General features: G+C 38.4%; 13 protein-coding genes. 11 read left to right on the top strand and 2 right to left on the bottom strand.

Annotated elements, in window-relative coordinates:
* Window positions 1–66 precede the first annotated feature (66 nt).
* The 4 genes from map (at window position 67) to F935_RS02815 (ending at window position 5,311) form a co-directional block, all read left to right on the top strand.
* A complete protein-coding gene (map, locus tag F935_RS02830; RefSeq protein ID WP_016137515.1) occupies window positions 67–891 on the top strand; it encodes a type I methionyl aminopeptidase in 825 nt (274 codons plus the stop codon).
* Window positions 892–1,097: 206 nt separating this feature from the next.
* On the top strand, window positions 1,098–2,171 hold the full coding sequence (locus tag F935_RS02825; RefSeq protein ID WP_016137514.1) for an OmpW/AlkL family protein: 1,074 nt from the start codon (window positions 1,098–1,100) through the stop codon (window positions 2,169–2,171).
* Window positions 2,172–2,586: 415 nt separating this feature from the next.
* Entirely contained in the window at window positions 2,587–3,933 is a 1,347-nt protein-coding gene (locus F935_RS02820; RefSeq protein ID WP_016137513.1) for an MFS transporter, read from the top strand.
* 163 nt (window positions 3,934–4,096) lie between these two features.
* Window positions 4,097–5,311: an MFS transporter gene (locus F935_RS02815; protein WP_016137512.1), complete on the top strand. Its 1,215-nt coding sequence runs from the start codon at window positions 4,097–4,099 to the stop codon at window positions 5,309–5,311.
* Window positions 5,312–5,554: 243 nt separating this feature from the next.
* Here the strand turns inward: F935_RS02815 and sthA are convergent, their stop codons facing one another.
* The gene (sthA, locus tag F935_RS02810; protein ID WP_016137510.1) at window positions 5,555–6,967 is read right to left on the bottom strand and encodes a Si-specific NAD(P)(+) transhydrogenase; all 1,413 of its coding nucleotides are present in this window, start codon (window positions 6,965–6,967) and stop codon (window positions 5,555–5,557) included.
* A 196-nt stretch (window positions 6,968–7,163) separates the two neighbouring features.
* On the opposite strand from sthA, the gene lipA reads away from it, so the two are divergent.
* The 3 genes from lipA to F935_RS02795 all read left to right on the top strand — a co-directional run bounded on the left by lipA (window position 7,164) and on the right by F935_RS02795 (window position 11,412).
* Complete coding sequence (lipA, locus tag F935_RS02805; RefSeq protein ID WP_004790988.1) at window positions 7,164–8,177, top strand: lipoyl synthase; 1,014 nt, start codon at window positions 7,164–7,166, stop codon at window positions 8,175–8,177.
* A 282-nt stretch (window positions 8,178–8,459) separates the two neighbouring features.
* A complete protein-coding gene (locus F935_RS02800) occupies window positions 8,460–10,922 on the top strand; it encodes an acyl-CoA dehydrogenase (RefSeq protein WP_016137509.1) in 2,463 nt (820 codons plus the stop codon).
* A 106-nt stretch (window positions 10,923–11,028) separates the two neighbouring features.
* Window positions 11,029–11,412 (top strand): carboxymuconolactone decarboxylase family protein, encoded by a 384-nt coding sequence (locus tag F935_RS02795; protein WP_016137508.1) that lies wholly within the window; start codon window positions 11,029–11,031, stop codon window positions 11,410–11,412.
* A gap of 38 nt (window positions 11,413–11,450) precedes the next feature.
* Here F935_RS02795 and F935_RS02790 read toward each other — a convergent pair whose 3' ends face one another.
* Window positions 11,451–11,987 carry a cysteine peptidase family C39 domain-containing protein gene (locus tag F935_RS02790; protein ID WP_016137507.1) on the bottom strand — a complete coding sequence of 179 codons (537 nt, stop codon included), beginning with the start codon at window positions 11,985–11,987 and terminating at the stop codon, window positions 11,451–11,453.
* Between the two features lie 222 nt (window positions 11,988–12,209).
* Here F935_RS02790 and ahcY point away from each other — a divergent pair, with 222 nt between their 5' ends.
* The 4 genes from ahcY (at window position 12,210) to F935_RS02770 (ending at window position 18,231) form a co-directional block, all read left to right on the top strand.
* The gene (gene ahcY, locus F935_RS02785) at window positions 12,210–13,592 is read left to right on the top strand and encodes an adenosylhomocysteinase (RefSeq protein WP_016137506.1); all 1,383 of its coding nucleotides are present in this window, start codon (window positions 12,210–12,212) and stop codon (window positions 13,590–13,592) included.
* Window positions 13,593–13,666: 74 nt separating this feature from the next.
* Window positions 13,667–14,503: a methylenetetrahydrofolate reductase [NAD(P)H] gene (metF, locus tag F935_RS02780; RefSeq protein ID WP_016137505.1), complete on the top strand. Its 837-nt coding sequence runs from the start codon at window positions 13,667–13,669 to the stop codon at window positions 14,501–14,503.
* A gap of 18 nt (window positions 14,504–14,521) precedes the next feature.
* Window positions 14,522–15,244 carry a 16S rRNA (uracil(1498)-N(3))-methyltransferase gene (locus tag F935_RS02775; protein WP_016137504.1) on the top strand — a complete coding sequence of 241 codons (723 nt, stop codon included), beginning with the start codon at window positions 14,522–14,524 and terminating at the stop codon, window positions 15,242–15,244.
* 134 nt (window positions 15,245–15,378) lie between these two features.
* A complete protein-coding gene (locus F935_RS02770) occupies window positions 15,379–18,231 on the top strand; it encodes an EAL domain-containing protein (protein WP_016137503.1) in 2,853 nt (950 codons plus the stop codon).
* Window positions 18,232–18,269 lie beyond the last annotated feature (38 nt).

The following is an 18,269-nucleotide window of genomic DNA, read 5'->3' as shown; positions in this document are numbered from 1 at the left end:
ATTTGATAAAATGGGCGGCTATTTATACCATAGACACTTGTAAATTACCAAAAGTTTTTAGAGATCATGAACAGTACTTATACAGCTCCACGTCGATTAATCAAAACTCCAGATGAAATTGAAAAAATGCGCATTGCAGGACGACTGGCGGCTGAAGTTCTAGAGATGATCAAGCCTTATATTAAGGCAGGTGTAAGTACACTTGAACTTGATACCATTTGCCGTAATCACATTGAAAATGTACAGCATGCTATTCCTGCCTGTGTCGGCTATGGTGGCGCTCCTGGACGCCCTGCTTTTCAGCACTCTATTTGTACTTCGGTTAACCATGTTGTCTGCCATGGTATTCCTTCTGAAAATAAAACATTAAAAAACGGCGATATTCTTAATATTGATGTAACTGTGATTAAAGACGGTTATCACGGCGATACAAATATGATGTATGTCGTTGGCGGAGAGACTTCTATTTTAGCTAACCGTCTATGCAAGGTTGCTCAAGAAGCGATGTATCGAGGCATGGCAACTGTGAGAGATGGTTCTTATTTAGGTGATATTGGCCATGCAATCCAAAAATATGTTGAATCAGAGCGTTTTAGTGTAGTACGTGAATATTGTGGTCACGGTATTGGTACTGTTTTCCATGATGAACCTCAAGTATTACATTATGGTCAAGCTGGAACAGGTATGCGTCTGGAAGCTGGTATGACTTTTACCATTGAACCTATGGTAAATGCAGGCGTATGGCAAACTAAATTGTTGGGCGACAAATGGACGGTTGTAACGAAAGACCATAAACTTTCAGCTCAATATGAACATACTATTTTAGTGACTCAAACGGGCATTGAAGTTTTAACTGCACGCCCTGAAGAAGACTTATCTCGCTTCAATTAATAGTTTAATTACATTTAATAAAAGGCTACTTTATGTAGCCTTTTATTATTTATTGTGTACTTAAAATTAACAAATATTGCCAAATATAAACAATTATTTCAAAAAAATTACAATTATTAATTTTTAATAAACAATCATTTTAATAAAACGCGGTATGGTTGGCTCAATAAAAATCAGTAAACAAATGTCGGACATGGAGTCCTTTTATGATGAAAAAGTCATTATTTTGTATGACAGCTGCCTTTTTTGCCCTGCCAACAATCACTAACGCCGCCTCTCCATATTTTAGTTTAAAGGATGGTGATGGCTTCAAACGTTTTTCAGTCTCTGCTGGTCCCTTATATGTCAAGCCTACAGGAAAAGCTCAACCTTTCAGAATTAATACTTCTGTTAAAGAGAATGAGAAATCCAAGGTTGGAGATATTAAAATCAAAACCATTCAGGACAATATTTCAGATGATAATAGTAATATTGTGCTTGAAAAACTTATTGACACTCTTGGTGGATTAGGTGCCGATGAAATTCCATCTTGGTTAAGCGGAACAGCTGAAGTTCGAGGTTTGAGTCAATGGGATGCCGAGAATACTGGCTTAGAAGCAGATGATGTCACGACCTTAGGTTTAATGAGTAATTACTTTTTTACAGATAATTTTTCATTGGAATTAAAAGCTGGTATTCCCCCTAAAGTTGACTTGCAAGGAAAAGGTAAAATTTATGCACCTTTTTCAGCTACTGCTACACCAGCGGGAGGTATTGCTGGCTCTATGGAACTTAAAAACAATCTTTTCATTACAGATCTTGAAGGACATGGTAGCGCCGCTTCAGCACGTGCTTGGACACCAGCATTTGAATTTCAATATCACTTTGGCAAAACTGGCGTAAATAAATTTAGACCTTATGTTGGTCTAGGTGTGATGTATGCCTATTTCAGCGAATTAGAAATGAACCCAGCGATTGAAAAAGATTTAGTCAATGCTGGTCATATGATCGTAAATATTAAAGATGGTAAAGCTGGGGCTGCTTTAGAAAGAAAAAATAGCACTGGTGACCCTAAAGTAGAACTGGAAGCGTCTGATGCAATTGCACCTGTTGCGACCGCAGGCTTTACTTACGACTTTAATGACAAATGGTATGCCGTTGGCTCTGTTTCCTATGCCCATTTGAAAACAGATACGACCATTACAGTGAGCGATGCCAAGTATGGTGAATTAATCAATGCAAAAGCAGATATTGAAATTAACCCTATTTTAGGTTATGCCGGTATTGGTTACCGCTTCTAACTTCTGCGCCATGAAAGCTATAAAGACTTGTATAAGTTTTTATAGCTTTCTTTCAATCCATTTCGTTCGCCTAAAAATTGCTTCTTTTAAAATCAAAATGCTAAAAAAATGAGCATTTTTAATAAAAACTACAAATATAAAGACCTTCTTATTCTCTTATTACTACTCAACCATTTTCGTGATCGTTTTTCTTACATTCATCCTCACAAACTAATCCAATAAAATTAGAAAGTAATTTTTCCTTTTTAGTAAAATTCTTTTTTTGGCACGCCCTTTGCTTTATTCATTGCATGATGAGTCAATGATGATTCAATGAATACACCAAGACGGCCAACGATGTCCGCTCTGATCGGTCTGCATATAGGCAATACATTGCCATGCAAATTAAATTTCGTTCAGTTCAGGGGGACGGCGTATGTCTTCAAATATCCAGTTAGATGCAAAAAAAGCAACTGAGATTAAATTATTCAGTTTTTCAACTCCAGCAATGCGTGCCTTCCACATGACATGGCTCGCTTTCTTTGTATGTTTCTTTGCATGGTTTGCATGTGCACCATTAATGCCTGTGATTAAAGGTGAGTTTGGCTTAACAAAAGACCAAATTGCCAATATTAATATTGCTGCTGTCGCCATTACTATTTTAGTTCGGCTTATTGTCGGACCACTCTGCGACAAATATGGCCCACGTATTACGTACACCACTCTCCTATTAGTTGGCAGTATTCCAGTCTTTGGTGTAGCTGCTGCCAATAGTTATGAATCTTTTCTGTTCTTTCGCTTACTTATTGGTGCGATTGGTGCAAGCTTCGTTATTACTCAATACCATACAAGTGTCATGTTTGCTCCTAATATAGTTGGGACAGCAAACGCAGCATCGGCTGGTTGGGGAAATGCTGGTGGTGGCGCAACACAAGCTTTAATGCCTTTATTGCTCGGTGCAATTGTCATGTTTGGTGTTGAACAAACCATGGGATGGCGCGTGGCATTAATCGTACCCGGCATAATGATGGTTATTGTTGGCATTCTTTATTGGAAATTAACTCAAGATTGCCCTCAAGGGAACTTTAAAGACGTTCGCGCACAAGGTATTGAAGTCGGGAGTGGTAAAAAAGGTGGTACTGCCATTTTAATGCAAGCCGCTCGCAACTATCGTGTCTGGATTTTATTTTTAGCGTATGGCGCAAGTTTCGGTATTGAGATTTTTATCCATAACGTTGCAGCAATGTACTATGTTGATCAGTTCAAAATGGATTTAAAAACGGCTGGGCTAACTGCTGGAATCTTTGGTCTGCTGGCATTATTTGCTCGTGCGCTGGGCGGTATCATTTCCGATAAGGTTGCACTCAAGAAAGGATTAGATGGTCGCACAAAAGTACTTGTACTGATGATTTTGGGTGAAGGTTTATTCTTAATAGTCTTCTCACAAATGAATGCTGTTGCGCTCGCAATTATTTCAATGACTATTTTTGCACTATTTACACATATGGCATGTGGAGCAACTTATGCACTCGTACCATTTATCGATCGTAATGCATTAGGTGGTGTTGCAGGGATTATTGGTGCAGGCGGTAATGTTGGTGCTGTTGCAGCAGGTTTCTTACTTAAAGGTTTACTTGATGTTCAAACTTGCCTGTTTATTTTAGGGGGTTTGGTTATGGTCGCAGGCTGTAGTGTAATTTTGATTCGCTTCACAACTGAACATAAAGAAAAAGAACAAGTTCTGTTTGAACAAGCATTGCTTGAACGCAATTCCGCAGCTTAATTTTTATAAGAAGCAGAGATCAAAATGATTTCTGCTTCTTCAATTTTCTTATCATAAAATACGAACTTTTTAATTCTTCTTAAATATTCTCTGCAAGTATATCGTCATTACCCGATATATCCTCTACAATAAATGATCACATTATTATAATTTTCCATTAATCATGACTAAAACTGGCAATCACTTTTCCCAGCCTCTCATTTACATGTTGATTGGTAGTGCTCTTATTTTGGCACTTTCCTTAGGTGTTAGGCATGGGTTCGGTCTCTATCTTGTACCTATAAGCCATGAGTTCGGTTGGGGCCAACATGTTTTTAGTCTCGCTATAGCCATGCAAAACCTGATCTGGGGAGTCGTTCAACCTTTTACTGGTGCAATTGCAGACAAATATGGCAGTAAAATTGTGGTTGCTGTTGGCGGATTACTTTACGCCCTTGGCTTACTGTTAATGGCTTTTAGTTCAAGTGTACTCATTTTGAATTTAAGCTTAGGATTGATTATCGGCTTAGCTTTGTCAGCGACCTCTTTTACAGTTTTACTTAGTGCGGTAGGTCGAGCTGCTCCACCAGAAAAAAGAAGTATGGCAATGGGGATTGCAAGCGCAGCAGGTTCTTTCGGTCAGTTTATTATGTTGCCATCTACCCTTCTCTTACTCAAAAATGTTGGATGGTCAGCAGCCCTAATGGTCAGTGCGCTGTTAATTGCTCTTATTATTCCCCTTGCATGGATGTTAAAAGGACCAAGCAATCAAACTCCAAAAGCAATTGCACAACCTCAACTCACATTTAAACAAGTACTGAATATTGCCAGAAAACATAAACCTTTTTGGTGGTTAGCTTTAGGTTTTTTAGTATGTGGATTCCAAGTTGTTTTCTTAGGTGTACATTTACCCGGCTATTTAATCGACCATGGCTTTGATGCAGCTACAGGTACTGTGTTTCTGGCACTCGTAGGACTATTTAACATTGTTGGGACTTATGGTGCTGGCTGGTTAGGAGATCGCTTCTCAAAACCTAAATTATTAATGGCGCTTTACGGCAGCCGTGGCATCGCGATCATTGCCTTTTTGTTATTACCTTTAAGCACTTATACGGTATATGCTTTTGGAGTCATTATGGGCCTTTTATGGCTCTCTACTGTTCCGCTCACAAACGGCATTGTGGCAAATATGTTTGGTGTTAAATACCTTTCAATGCTGAGTGGCATTGTGTTTTTCACCCATCAAGTCGGTTCTTTCTTTGGCGGTTGGCTTGGTGGTGTTAACCATGACTTAACAGGTAATTACAATGCAATTTGGCTATGTTCTATAGCGTTAAGTATAGTAGGAGTGATCGTACACTTCTTTGTGAATGAGGAGGCTGTTATTCATGACGCATAATGCCTTACTTTTGAAAACAATTATGACTTTTATCATAGTCACGCTTTTGGTGCTTTCTATAATTTTATGGAAACAAACACCGGATTTATTTGAATATTTCAACCAAGCATTTTGTCCACACTAGTATGATGAAAAGCTAAAATCATACTTTGGACTGTCATAAAAATATAAAAAACCTATGTTCTAATGAAAATAAAAAAGCCCGCAAATTTGCAGGCTTTTTTATTGAAAACTTATTTAAAATCAAAACAAACGATTCATACCATTAAGTGCAGCTACACGATATGCTTCAGCCATTGTTGGATAGTTAAATGTCGTTTCAACGAAATATTTCAAGGTATTATTTGGGCTGTGCATAACTGCTTGCCCAATGTGGATAATTTCGGCAGCGTTATTACCAAAACAGTGAATACCTAAAATTTCCATAGTGTCACGGTGGAAAAGAATTTTTAACTCACCCACTGTATCACCAGTAATTTGTGCACGAGCTAAATGACGGAAAGAAGCTTGACCTACTTCATACGGAATTTTTTCTTCCGTTAATTCCTGTTCATTTTTACCAATTGATGAGATTTCCGGAATGGTATAGATACCAGTTGGAATGTCACGTACTGGCTTCGCATCTTCACCACTCATATTTGCGCCAGCACAGCGCCCTTGGTCATAAGCAGCAGAAGCAAGTGATGGCCAACCAATTACATCACCAGCAGCATAGATGTTTTCAACTTCAGTTTGATATTGATCATTTACTGAAAGCTGACCGCGGTTGTTTGGAACTAGTCCAACGTTCTCAAGACCTAAGCCTTCTGTGTTACCTGAGCGACCATTACACCAAAGTATGGCATCAGCTTTAATCTTTTTACCACTTTGTAAGTGTAAAACAACATGGTCATCAAACGTTTCAAGATGATCCATTTGTTCGTTGTGACGAATCAATACACCTTGTTCACGTAAGTGATAAGACAAAGCATCAGCAATTTCATCATCTAGATAACTTAAAAGTTTTTGCTGAGTATTGATCAAGTCAACTTTATGGTCTAGGCCAATAAAGATTGAAGCATATTCACAGCCAATAACGCCCGCGCCGTAAATAATGATTTTTTGAATTGAGTAATCAAGATCAAGAATCTTATCTGAATCGAATACGCGAGGATGATCAAAGTCGAGACCTTGCGGATGATAAGGACGGCTACCTGTCGCAATCACAACTTGTTTACAGATAATTGTTTCTTTAATGCCTTCATGGCTAAAAACTAAGACTGTATTTTTATCTTGAATATATGCACGACCGTGGAAGACACCAATCTTGTTACGATCATAAAAACGTGTATGTGTATCAACCTGTTGTTGAATCACTTTGTGTGCATTACGCAAAACCTGTTTCATGGTGAACTGTTTCCACTCACCTACTTTTTGAAACATTGGATCACGCTGATAACGAATAATACTAGAAACTGTTTGACGCAATGCTTTACTTGGAATCGTTCCTACGTGTGCACAGTTACCACCAAGTTGATCACGCACATCTACAATTGCAACACGCTTACCAGCTTTTGAAAGCTTCATTGCCGCGCCTTCACCCGCAGGTCCAGAACCGAGAACTACCGCATCGTATTTAACGAAATTCCCACTAACGACCTCTTTTTTACGTGGCATTGAAAGCTCCTTCCTCTCTTGAATGACCATATTTTATAATAGATTATGACTAATATGCGGTGAATTTATGTATTTCTCAACCCTATATTTCTGAATAGCCACATTTATTATATGAATAGTTATTTTCCGCTATTAACTGAAGAACTTCGCTATAATACAATGTCAATGTCTCTATAAACGAGTGGAAAAGTTAGATATGTCAGAACACCGTAAACCTGAACAGGGTGTAAAACTTCGTGGCGCAGAAAAAGTCGCAAGAATTCCTGTAAAAGTTGTACCTACGGTTGAAGTGCCGCGTAAACCTGACTGGATTCGTGTCAAGATGACGGCACCAGAAGAAGTTCAGCGTATTAAAACGACTTTACGTGCTCAAAAACTCCATACCGTTTGTGAAGAAGCTGCCTGTCCTAACCTACCAGAATGTTTTGGTGGCGGTACGGCAACATTCATGATTATGGGCGATATTTGTACACGCCGTTGTCCTTTCTGTGATGTAGCACATGGTCGTCCAAATGCACTTGATGCTGACGAACCTCGTCACATGGCAGAAACCATTTCTAATCTGAAACTCAAGTACGCAGTAATTACTTCTGTTGACCGTGATGACTTGCTTGACGGCGGTGCACAACACTTTGTGGACTGTATTAAAGAAGCTCGCGCGCTTAGCCCGACGACATTGCTTGAGATTTTAGTACCTGACTTCCGTGGACGTATGGATATTGCTTTACGCATTATGACTGAATGTCCGCCAGACGTATTTAACCATAACATTGAGACTGTGCCTCGCTTATATAAAGCAATGCGTCCAGGTTCAGACTATCAACATTCTTTAACCTTATTAAAAATGTTTAAAGAATACTGCCCAGATATCCCAACAAAATGTGGTTTGATGGTGGGTATTGGTGAAACTGAAGAAGAAGTCATTGCATTACTTGATGACTTACGTGCTCACGATGTTGACTACGTGACTATTGGTCAATATTTACAGCCTTCTAAACAACATGCGCCAATTGACCGCTTTGTAACGCCAGAAGAGTTTGAACGTTATGCAGAGCATGGCCGCAAACTTGGCTTTAGAAATATTTGGTCTGCACCAATGGTTCGTTCAAGTTACTTCGCTGATCGTCAATACCATGGTGAACCAGTACCAGAAGTTCGTCGTAAAGTAGATCCAGCAAAAAAAATCGCTGTTCAAACCGTCGAAGCTTAATAAATTAAATATCTATAAAAAGCCCTCTAACACAGAGGGCTTTTTATTTGTATAAGAAAATCAATAACATTTCTTGACAAATCGATAAAACAACCCATTACACTTTCACTCAAAAATATCTTATACCTAAAAGTACGATATATCCCTGCTCTAGCATATACATCAATATTTGCGACATAAAAACTCAAATTTAAACAGCAACTAAACAGCTAGTTAAGCCTTAAATATCTCCTCTCTTTTGTAACTTCATCCACCTGAGGGCTTAGCTAGTAAGGAGCAAGTATGATTTTCCTACTCTTTATATTAAGTATTATTATTCAGCTTATTGCAGTATGGGCAATTTTCTATTTTAACTTAAATAAAGTTCTTGGTAGCGGTGTGGCAATTATTGTTGCCCTACTTTCGGCATTCTTGCTAACACCATGGTCACTGCTTTTAGGTATTCCAATTATTGCGCTTAGCATCATTATTTTAGTTGAGCCATTACGATTTAACCTAATTACCAAGCCAGCCTATAAGACTTTAGCAAACTCAATGCCGAGCATCAGTACCACAGAACAAGAGGCTTTAGAAGCCGGTACCAGTTGGTGGGAAAAAGAGTTATTTATGGGAGCACCTGATTGGTCTCAATTTGAAAAGTATCCCTACCCAACGTTGTCAGAAGAAGAACAAAGTTTCATTGATAATGAAGTTGAGCTACTTTGTAGCATGCTCAATGAGTGGGAAATTCATCATCATTTAAAAGATCTGCCACCTGAAGTTTGGCAATTTATTAAAGACAAAGGTTTTTTAGGCCTTATTATTCCAAAATCCTTTGGCGGCAAAGAATTTAGCTCATTTGCGCAAAGCCGAATTATGAGCAAAATTGCTTCACGTTCACTTACCACTGCTGTGAGTTGTATGGTTCCAAACTCGTTGGGACCAGGTGAGCTACTCATGCACTACGGTACCGATGCTCAAAAGCAACAATATTTACCGGGCCTTGCTAAAGGTGAAGAAATTCCATGCTTTGGTTTAACGAGCCCAGAAGCAGGTTCAGACGCTGGCGCCATTCCAGATTCAGGTGTTGTTTGCTACGGGGAATATGAAGGTGCTCAAGTTCTTGGTCTACGCATGAATTTCTCTAAACGCTGGATTACCCTTGCGCCAATTGCCACAGTCGTAGGTCTTGCATTTAAACTATATGACCCTGAAGGGTTACTTGGTGATAAAAGTAAAACTGAGTACGGTATTACCTGTGCACTCATTCCTGCCAGTCATGCAGGCGTAAAAATAGGAGCGCGTCATTTTCCAGGTTCTCCATTTATGAACGGAACCGTAGAAGGAGAAGATGTTTTCATTCCTATTGACTGGATTATTGGTGGACAAGAAAATGCCGGTAAAGGTTGGCGAATGCTGATGGAGTGCTTAGGCGTTGGCCGTGGTATTTCCCTTCCTGCTTTAGCAACAGCCGCAGGTGAAATGAGCTATTTAACCGTTGGTGCTTTTGCGAAAATTCGTCAACAGTTCAATATTTCAGTAGGTAAATTTGAAGGCGTACAAGAGGCAATCAGTGAAATTGCCAGCGATGCCTATATGCTTGAGGCATTCCGTTATTTAGTGACATGTGGCCTAAATCAAGGTGGAACACCTGCCGTGATGACAGCCATGGCAAAATATTATGCAACTGAAACGATGCGTAAAGTCGTCAATCACGGAATGGATATTGCTGGAGGACGTGCAATTCAACTTGGACCACGTAATTTCCTTGCCCTTACCTATCAAGCGATTCCAATTGCTATTACGGTAGAAGGCGCAAATATTTTGACCCGTTCATTGATGATTTTTGGTCAAGGTTCAATGCGTTGTCACCCTTATCTTTTTGAAGAATTACAACTTCTTCAATCTGAAGATAAAAGCACTTCAGTTAAAAAATTCGATGATTTATTATTTAAACATTTAGCCTATACCTTTAACCGTGGGGCAAAATCATTTGCTTATGGTTGGACAGGTGGCTCAAGCGATGCTCCTCAATCAGTAGATCAATTTACTGCCAGTTACTATAAGACAATTAACCGTTTTAGCGCCAACTTCGCGCTTGTTTCGGATATGTCACTTGGTTTACTCGCAGGAGACTTAAAACGCAAAGAAATGTTGTCAGGACGCTTGGCAGATATTCACGCGAACCTCTTTATTTCTACTGCGATTTTAAAATTTTATGAAGCTGGCCAAAAAACTGAAGCTGAACAACTTCATGCTAAATTAGCTCTACAAAAAGCTTTCTTGAATATTCAGGAAGCATTTTGGGGTCTATTTGATAACTTTCCAGCCAAACTTCCAGCAGCCTTTGTAAAATGGATCTGTTTCCCTTTTGGTCGTGTCATTTCAAAACCAGACGATGAGTTAAAACAGCAAGTCGCTGAACTTATGATGCAAGAGCATCCTTTCAGAGAGCAGCTTAAACATCACGTATTTTATTCAACTAAAGCCGATGATGTGACTGGACGTTTGGAACATGCATTTCAAATTTTACGAACCCTTGAACCGCTTTGGGATAAGTTTAAAAAAGCTGAATCTAAAGGCAAATTTACAGGACTGACTTTCGAAGAGAATATTGAACAAGCGATAAAAGAAGGTTTTATTACTGAAAGTGAAGCTCAACAATTATTGCAATACAACGCTATTCGATTCGATAGCATGCTCACAGATGTATTTGATGAAGATTTAAATAAGGATCTTCCTTTATCGAACCCTCATCAAATTTAGTGACTGATGCCTCCACTAATTCACTATTGCAATCACACTTGATTCGCATTAATTAATAAACAGCCATAAAAGCGTCAATCGACGCTTTTATTTTTAGGAGAAATTAATGTCTAAGCAAGATTACGAAAATGGATTAAAAGTTCGCACAGAAGTGATGGGAGAGGCTTTTGTAAAACGCGCCCAAGAAAACACAGTACCCTTTACCCAGCCTTTACAAGAATGGATTAATGAACATGCATGGGGATCGACTTGGCAACGTGAAGGCGTGCTACCACGTAAATATCGTTCATTAATTACTTTGGCAATGTTAACTGCGCTCAAATCACCGACCGAACTCAAAGGCCATGTTCGTGGTGCGCTAAACAATGGCTGTACAGTTGAAGAAATTCAAGAAACTTTATTGCACAGTCTGCCATATTGTGGCGCGCCTGCTACTCAAGAAGCTTTTCGCGCTGCTTTAGAAGTGATTCAAGAATATCAACAAAAATAATTTCAATATGAGCCAGCATCCTACTGGCTCTTTTTAATCTAATTCAATTTAGTCGAATGAATCTGAAAATTACGGTCATCAATCACAATGGCCTGACGACAAATCCCTTCTACTTGACGTTGCTTTTCAAAAACTGCTGCTGACATCGGTTCAAAGCTATCAAAGAAACGGATATTTTTTTCATCTATTGAATACACCAGTGACTGGTTCCCCACTCCAGCTAAAGTATCGTAATAGACAATCACCATTTTCCCGTTTTGAATTTCAGCTTGAATATCTTGATAGCTCAACGCAGGCCCTGTCGGTATTTTTAATAGCTTTGCTTCTTTATAGCTTATTCGTTCGCTTGGGCTAATATTAGGATCTTCATCTGAATGAAATGACACTTCAAATCCTAGTTTCTTTAAAGCAACGGCTAAGGCAATAGTATAGGTACCCCCGTCATCGTGTCGGCAAACTTGAATCAGCTCGTTAATATTAATTTGTACTCCATGATGTTGAAGCACCATCCAAACCGCAAAAACACCACAGTTTGCTTCGAGGTTTGCTAGAGCTTGGGGAATATTGACTGCCATAATTTGAATCTATAAAGATAATTAGGCAGATAATAAACAAAACTGGATTGGCACTAAAAGCTTTTCGAAGTACAATGTTGCGCTAGTCGAGGGATGCTGCGACAAATGATCGGCACTAAAGATCAATTTGCCAGGCTCGACAATCGGTTAAACACTCGTTTTAGCCAACAACGGCATCCGCGAACAGAACGATCCATACTATTTTTTCCCTAGGAGATCCTGATGAACGCGGTTAATGCTTCATTTACAGATTATAAAGTTGCTGACATCTCACTTGCTGACTACGGTCGTAAAGAAATCAAACTTGCTGAAGCAGAAATGCCAGCTTTAATTGGTTTACGTAAACGTTATGCAGCATCTAAACCACTTGCTGGTGCAAAAATCCTTGGTTGTATTCATATGACCATTCAAACAGCGGTTCTTATTGAAACGCTTATTGAATTAGGTGCTGAAGTTCGTTGGACTTCATGTAACATTTTTTCGACTCAAGACCATGCTGCTGCTGCAATTGCTGCTCGCGGTATTCCTGTTTTTGCTTGGAAAGGCGAAACTGAAGAAGAATATGTATGGTGCCTTGAACAACAAGTTAATGTTAATGGTCAGCCTTGGGATGCCAACATGATCTTGGATGATGGCGGTGACTTAACTGCTCTTGTTCATGACAAATACCCAGCTCTTTTAGAACGCATTCACGGTATTACTGAAGAAACGACAACAGGTGTTCAACGTCTTATCGAAATGTGGAAAGACGGTTCTTTGAAAGTACCTGCGATTAACGTAAATGACTCAGTTACTAAATCTAAAAACGACAACAAATATGGTTGCCGTCACTCACTAAATGACGCAATCAAACGTGCAACTGACATGCTTTTGTCTGGCCGTCGTGCGCTTGTGATCGGTTATGGTGACGTTGGTAAAGGTTCTGCTCAATCTTTACGTCAAGAAGGCATGATTGTTCGTGTAACTGAAGTTGACCCAATTTGTGCAATGCAAGCATGTATGGACGGCTATGAAGTTGTATCTCCATACAAAAACGGCGTACAAACAGGCAAAAAAGAAGATATTAACCAAGACTTACTTGGTAATACTGACCTTGTTGTAACCACTACTGGTAACTACCACGTATGTGATGCTGCAATGTTAGATAGCTTAAAAGCTGGTGCAGTTGTATGTAACATCGGTCACTTTGACACAGAAATCGACACAGCCTATTTACGTGGTTACAAGTGGGTTGAAGTTAAGCCACAAGTTCACCAAGTTTACCGTTCAGAAGACGAAAACAACTACCTCATTCTTCTTTCTGAAGGTCGCCTTGTAAACCTAGGCAATGCAACTGGTCACCCATCACGCGTGATGGACGGTTCTTTTGCTAACCAAGTGTTAGGTCAAATTCACTTATTCCAAGAGAAATTTGCTGACCTTCCTGCAAACGAAAAAGCTGCACAAATTCGTGTAGAAGTTCTTCCTAAGAAACTTGATGAAGAAGTTGCTGCGGCAATGGTTGCAGGTTTTGGTGGTGTACTTACTCAATTAACTCAAGAGCAAGCTGGCTATTTAGGTGTTGCTGTTGAGGGACCATTCAAGTCTGACGCTTACAAATACTAAGAACTTAAGGGCAGACGGTGAACCGACTGCCCTTTTTTCTAAAAATATTGTTTCGCTGTTTACAAGGATTTGACATGACTAAACGTATACCCATTTCTTTTGAGTTTTTCCCACCGAAAACTGATGCCGGTGCTGAAAAACTTCGTATTGTTCATCAAGAATTACAACTATTAAATCCAGATTTCTTCTCGATTACTTATGGTGCTGGTGGTTCTACTCGCGAACGTACTCTTGCTGCTATTGACGATTTCAATGGTAAAGGTACACCAGTTGCACCTCACCTTTCTTGTATTGGTGATGATAAAGCGCGTATTGCTGAGTTACTAGATTTATATAAAGCTCAAGGCATTAACCGTATTGTTGCTTTACGCGGTGACTTACCTTCTGGTCAAGTCGGACTTGGCGAGCTTCCGTATGCTCAAGATTTAGTACGTTTTATTCGTGAGCACTCAGGTGATCATTTTCATATTGAAGTTGCAGCTTATCCAGAAATGCACCCTCAAGCTGAAAACCTTGATTCAGATATCCAACGTTTTATTGAAAAAGTACAAGCTGGTGCTAATGCTGGAATTACCCAATTCTTCTTTAATCCAGACGCATACTTTTATTTTATTGAGCGTCTCGAAAAAACTGGAGTTAATATTCCGGTGGCTCCTGGCATCATGCCGATTACCAATGCCAGCAACTTAATTCGCTTTGCTGATGGTACTGGCGCAGAAATTCCTCGCTGGATCCGTAAACAATTACAAGCCTATGGCGATGACAGTGAGAGTATTAAAGCTTTTGGTCATGAAGTTATTGTGAAACTATGTGAACGCCTGATTGCAGGTGGTGCACCAAGCTTACATTTCTATTCAATGAATCAAGTCGAACCAACTCGTCAACTCGTCGTTGATCTTGGTTTAAATTAATTTTGTAAGGCGTACCCAATGAATCGTTTTTTTATCGAAACTGAACTTACAGTTGGTTCAACTATTCAACTAACTGAATCAGTATTTCATCATTGGGTGCGTGTTTTACGTGCACAATTACAAGAACAAGCGACTCTCTTTAATGGTCAAGGTGGCGAATATTTGGCGACATTGACCGAAATTAATAAAAAAAATGCATTTATCACGATTGAAAATTTTAACCCGAGTAATCGTAGCGCCCCATTTAAAGCCATTCTTGGTCAGGTCATGAGTAAAGGTGACCGAATGGATTATGCCATTCAGAAAGCAACTGAACTTGGAGTAAGTCAAATTCAGTTGCTTACAAGTGACCGTTGTGAAATGCGCTTAAAGTATGACCGAGATCAAAAAAAATTAGATCACTGGCAAGCTGTTGCAATTGCAGCATGTGAACAATGTGGATTAAACCTAGTTCCAGAAGTTTTAGCGCCTATTTCTCTTAATGAATGGTTAAGCTCTACTGAACTTCCCGCTTCAAAATTCGTTTTAGCGCCAGAAAAAGAACAAAAAGATGTATTAGCGGGCATACAACCTGAACTTGCCTTGTTAATTGGTCCAGAAGGTGGTTTAAGCGAAAATGAAATTACTCAAGCCAATCAAGCTGGTTTTATGAACTGGTGTATTGGTGACCGTGTTTTACGTACAGAAACTGCGCCTGTCGTTGCCTTATCTATTTTAAATTATCGGTTTTTATCCACTTAAGTTCATTGAACATTGATTAAATCGCTATTTAAAGTTAATTTAGTTTTATTGTATGAATAAAATTTTAAATTCTTTATCACTGATAAATCAGATTCTTTCTGTATATATGTAAAAAAATAGGATAGAAAAATCTTATGTCTGGGCTTCAGGAAGAATATTTACAGCATCAAACAAAAATTGAGCAGCTAAAACTTTCAATTCAATATATACGCTGGTATTTGGTTAGCTTAATACTGCTATGTCTGATCTCATACGCTATATTTTCTTATTATTTTTCATCTTCAATAACAATATTTAACTGGTCTATGGGCCTTACCATTGCATCCCTTACCTGTCTATTATTTGTTCCGAATATTTTAACGCACTACCGTACTATTAATTTTATTAAAAAAGCTGATCTTATCTTACAAAGTATTTGTTTTATTTCAGGAATTTTATTAGGGGCAACCGTTACGGTTATTCATTTTTATCTTCCTCAAGAGTTAGTTGCACTACCAGATGCTCATATTTTAATTGCTTTATTTATCACCTCTGCCCATATCATTGGGCTGACTTTTTTAACCCAACAGCCTCGATACTTTTATCTCTTATTTATTCCAAGTACATTACCCCTATTAATCGCTCAATTTACACATACACCCATTACCCAGCTGCCTTTTTATTTCGCCTATAACATCGCGTTCGTAGCTACCATACTCTGCGCATACGCAACTCAACGTAACTATAAAAAGATTTCTCAACTATTATTCAGAAATAAACAGCTCATTCAAATTTCAGAACAACATACTCAGTGGGCTGAAGAGTTATGCGTACAACTTCAACAAGAAGTGAATAAATCGAAAGATATTGAAGCCCAGCTCCAATTTAATAATCATTTACTTGAACAAAAAGTACGAGAGCGCACTTACGATCTCACAAAAATGAATGAGCAACTCGAAAGTCATCACTACAATTTAGCTTTTGCACATGAAACGGCAGGCATCCGACCTTGGGATTGGGATATAGAAAATCAAAAATTAGAAATTACGTTTTTCGATCAACAAAAGCAGACACAAACGACCGTTATCCATCTCAATACTATTTTAGATCGTTTACATCCAAGTGATAAAAAACTGTTTAACGAGCGCTTAAAGCAACATCTGGAAGGAACTACAGATCATTTTAATATCAATTTCAGGATATTACGTCGAGATGGTTCATGGCGATGGATTCATGATGTAGGTCGTGTCATTACAAGAGACCCAAAAACACAAAAAGCGCTTCGTATGGTAGGAATGACCCGAGATATACATCAAGAGAAAAAAGATCAAGAACACTTAAGACTATCGGCAATTGTGCTTGAACAAGCAGCCGAAGGCATATTCATTTTAGATGAACATCTGAACTATATTGATATTAACCCTTACTACGAAAAATTAACTGGATTTTCTAAATCAGAACTTCTCAATAAAGAATTATTTAGCATTGCAATTAATCAAAAAGAACTACAACAACAATTTCACATATCAATTACCCAACAGCTCCTCGAAACTGGAGAATACATGGGCCAATTTGATGAAAAGTTTAGTTCTGGCAAAAGTGTCTATTTGTGGTTACACATCAATGTAGTCAAAGATGAGTTCAATCAAATCACCAATTATATTGGATTTGCACGTGACCTCTCTGAGCAAAAACGTCAGGAACAACATCTATCTTATTTAAAAAATTACGATAGTCTCACCCACCTACCGAACCGTCTTTACTATTACAATCAATTACATCAATATCTGGTAAACCCTTCATATAACATTAAAAATTTAGCACTGATACGAGTAAACATTGACCGTTTCCGCGCTTTTAATGAGTTTTTAAATAATGATAGTGGTGATGAACTTCTTAAACAGTTCGCACAACGCTTACGCCTAATTAATATTAATGCAATTTTGGTTGCCTATTTAAATAGTGACGATTTTGCAATTATTTATGAAATTTCTCCAATTCATCCAAATATTGAGCAATATTGCCAAAACATCTTGCAAGCGCTCAACGCACCTTTTTATATTGATAATCACGAATATTTTATTACAGCATCTATCGGTGTTGCATGCTTTCCTGAGCATGGCCGACAAATTGATCATCTTAACAACCATGCAGAACAAGCACTTTCAGAAGCAAAACGCTTAGGAGGCAATACCATTTCTTACTATTGCAATAAAGCAGAGCATCCATATAAAACTGCTGATTTAGAACAAGAGTTACGTAAAGCCATTCAAAATAATGAATTTGTCATTTATTACCAGCCCAAAATTAATCTACATGATCAATCCATTATAGGTTTTGAAGCATTAATTCGTTGGCAACATCCTGAAAAAGGATTAGTCATGCCAAATATGTTTATACCTTTTGCTGAGCGTAGTAGCCTAATTTCAGATATTGGCAAAGTCGTTTTAGATAAAGTTGGAAAACAATTACAAGAATGGAAAAACGCAGGCTATGCAAACATTCAAGTCTCTGTAAATATTGTTGCTCAACAAATACATCGTGGCTTATTACTTAATGATCTAGATGAGGTTTTGCAAAAATATAATATACAAGGTGCGGATCTTGAACTTGAAATTACTGAGTCTGCTCTATTAGATAATACTGATAACGTCAAAACGCTATTACATGCGATAAAACAACGAGATATTTCAATTGCTCTAGATGACTTTGGTACGGGTTATTCCTCTTTGGCGTACCTGACAGAATATCCAATTGATGTACTAAAAATTGACCGCGCTTTCATTTCTAAAATTGGTGATCACAAACAAGAAGCTATTGTAAATGCCATGATTGCAATGGGTAAAAGTATGGGGCTTAAACTGGTTGCCGAAGGTGTAGAAACAGAAGAACAAGTAGCCTATCTACAAAAACAGCAATGTGATTTTTTACAAGGCTATTTCTTTAGTCGTCCTATCCCTGCTGAGCAGATTATTCCTTATCTACAAACAAATTCGCATATTTCTTAGTTGTTTAAACCTTCGATTTTTAGATACGCTGCTTTTTC

The sequence above is a fragment of the Acinetobacter calcoaceticus ANC 3811 genome (assembly GCF_000399665.1).
GTDB classification, from domain to species: Bacteria; Pseudomonadota; Gammaproteobacteria; order Pseudomonadales; family Moraxellaceae; genus Acinetobacter; species Acinetobacter calcoaceticus_B.
This window is presented reverse-complemented; position numbering and strand designations above follow the sequence as displayed.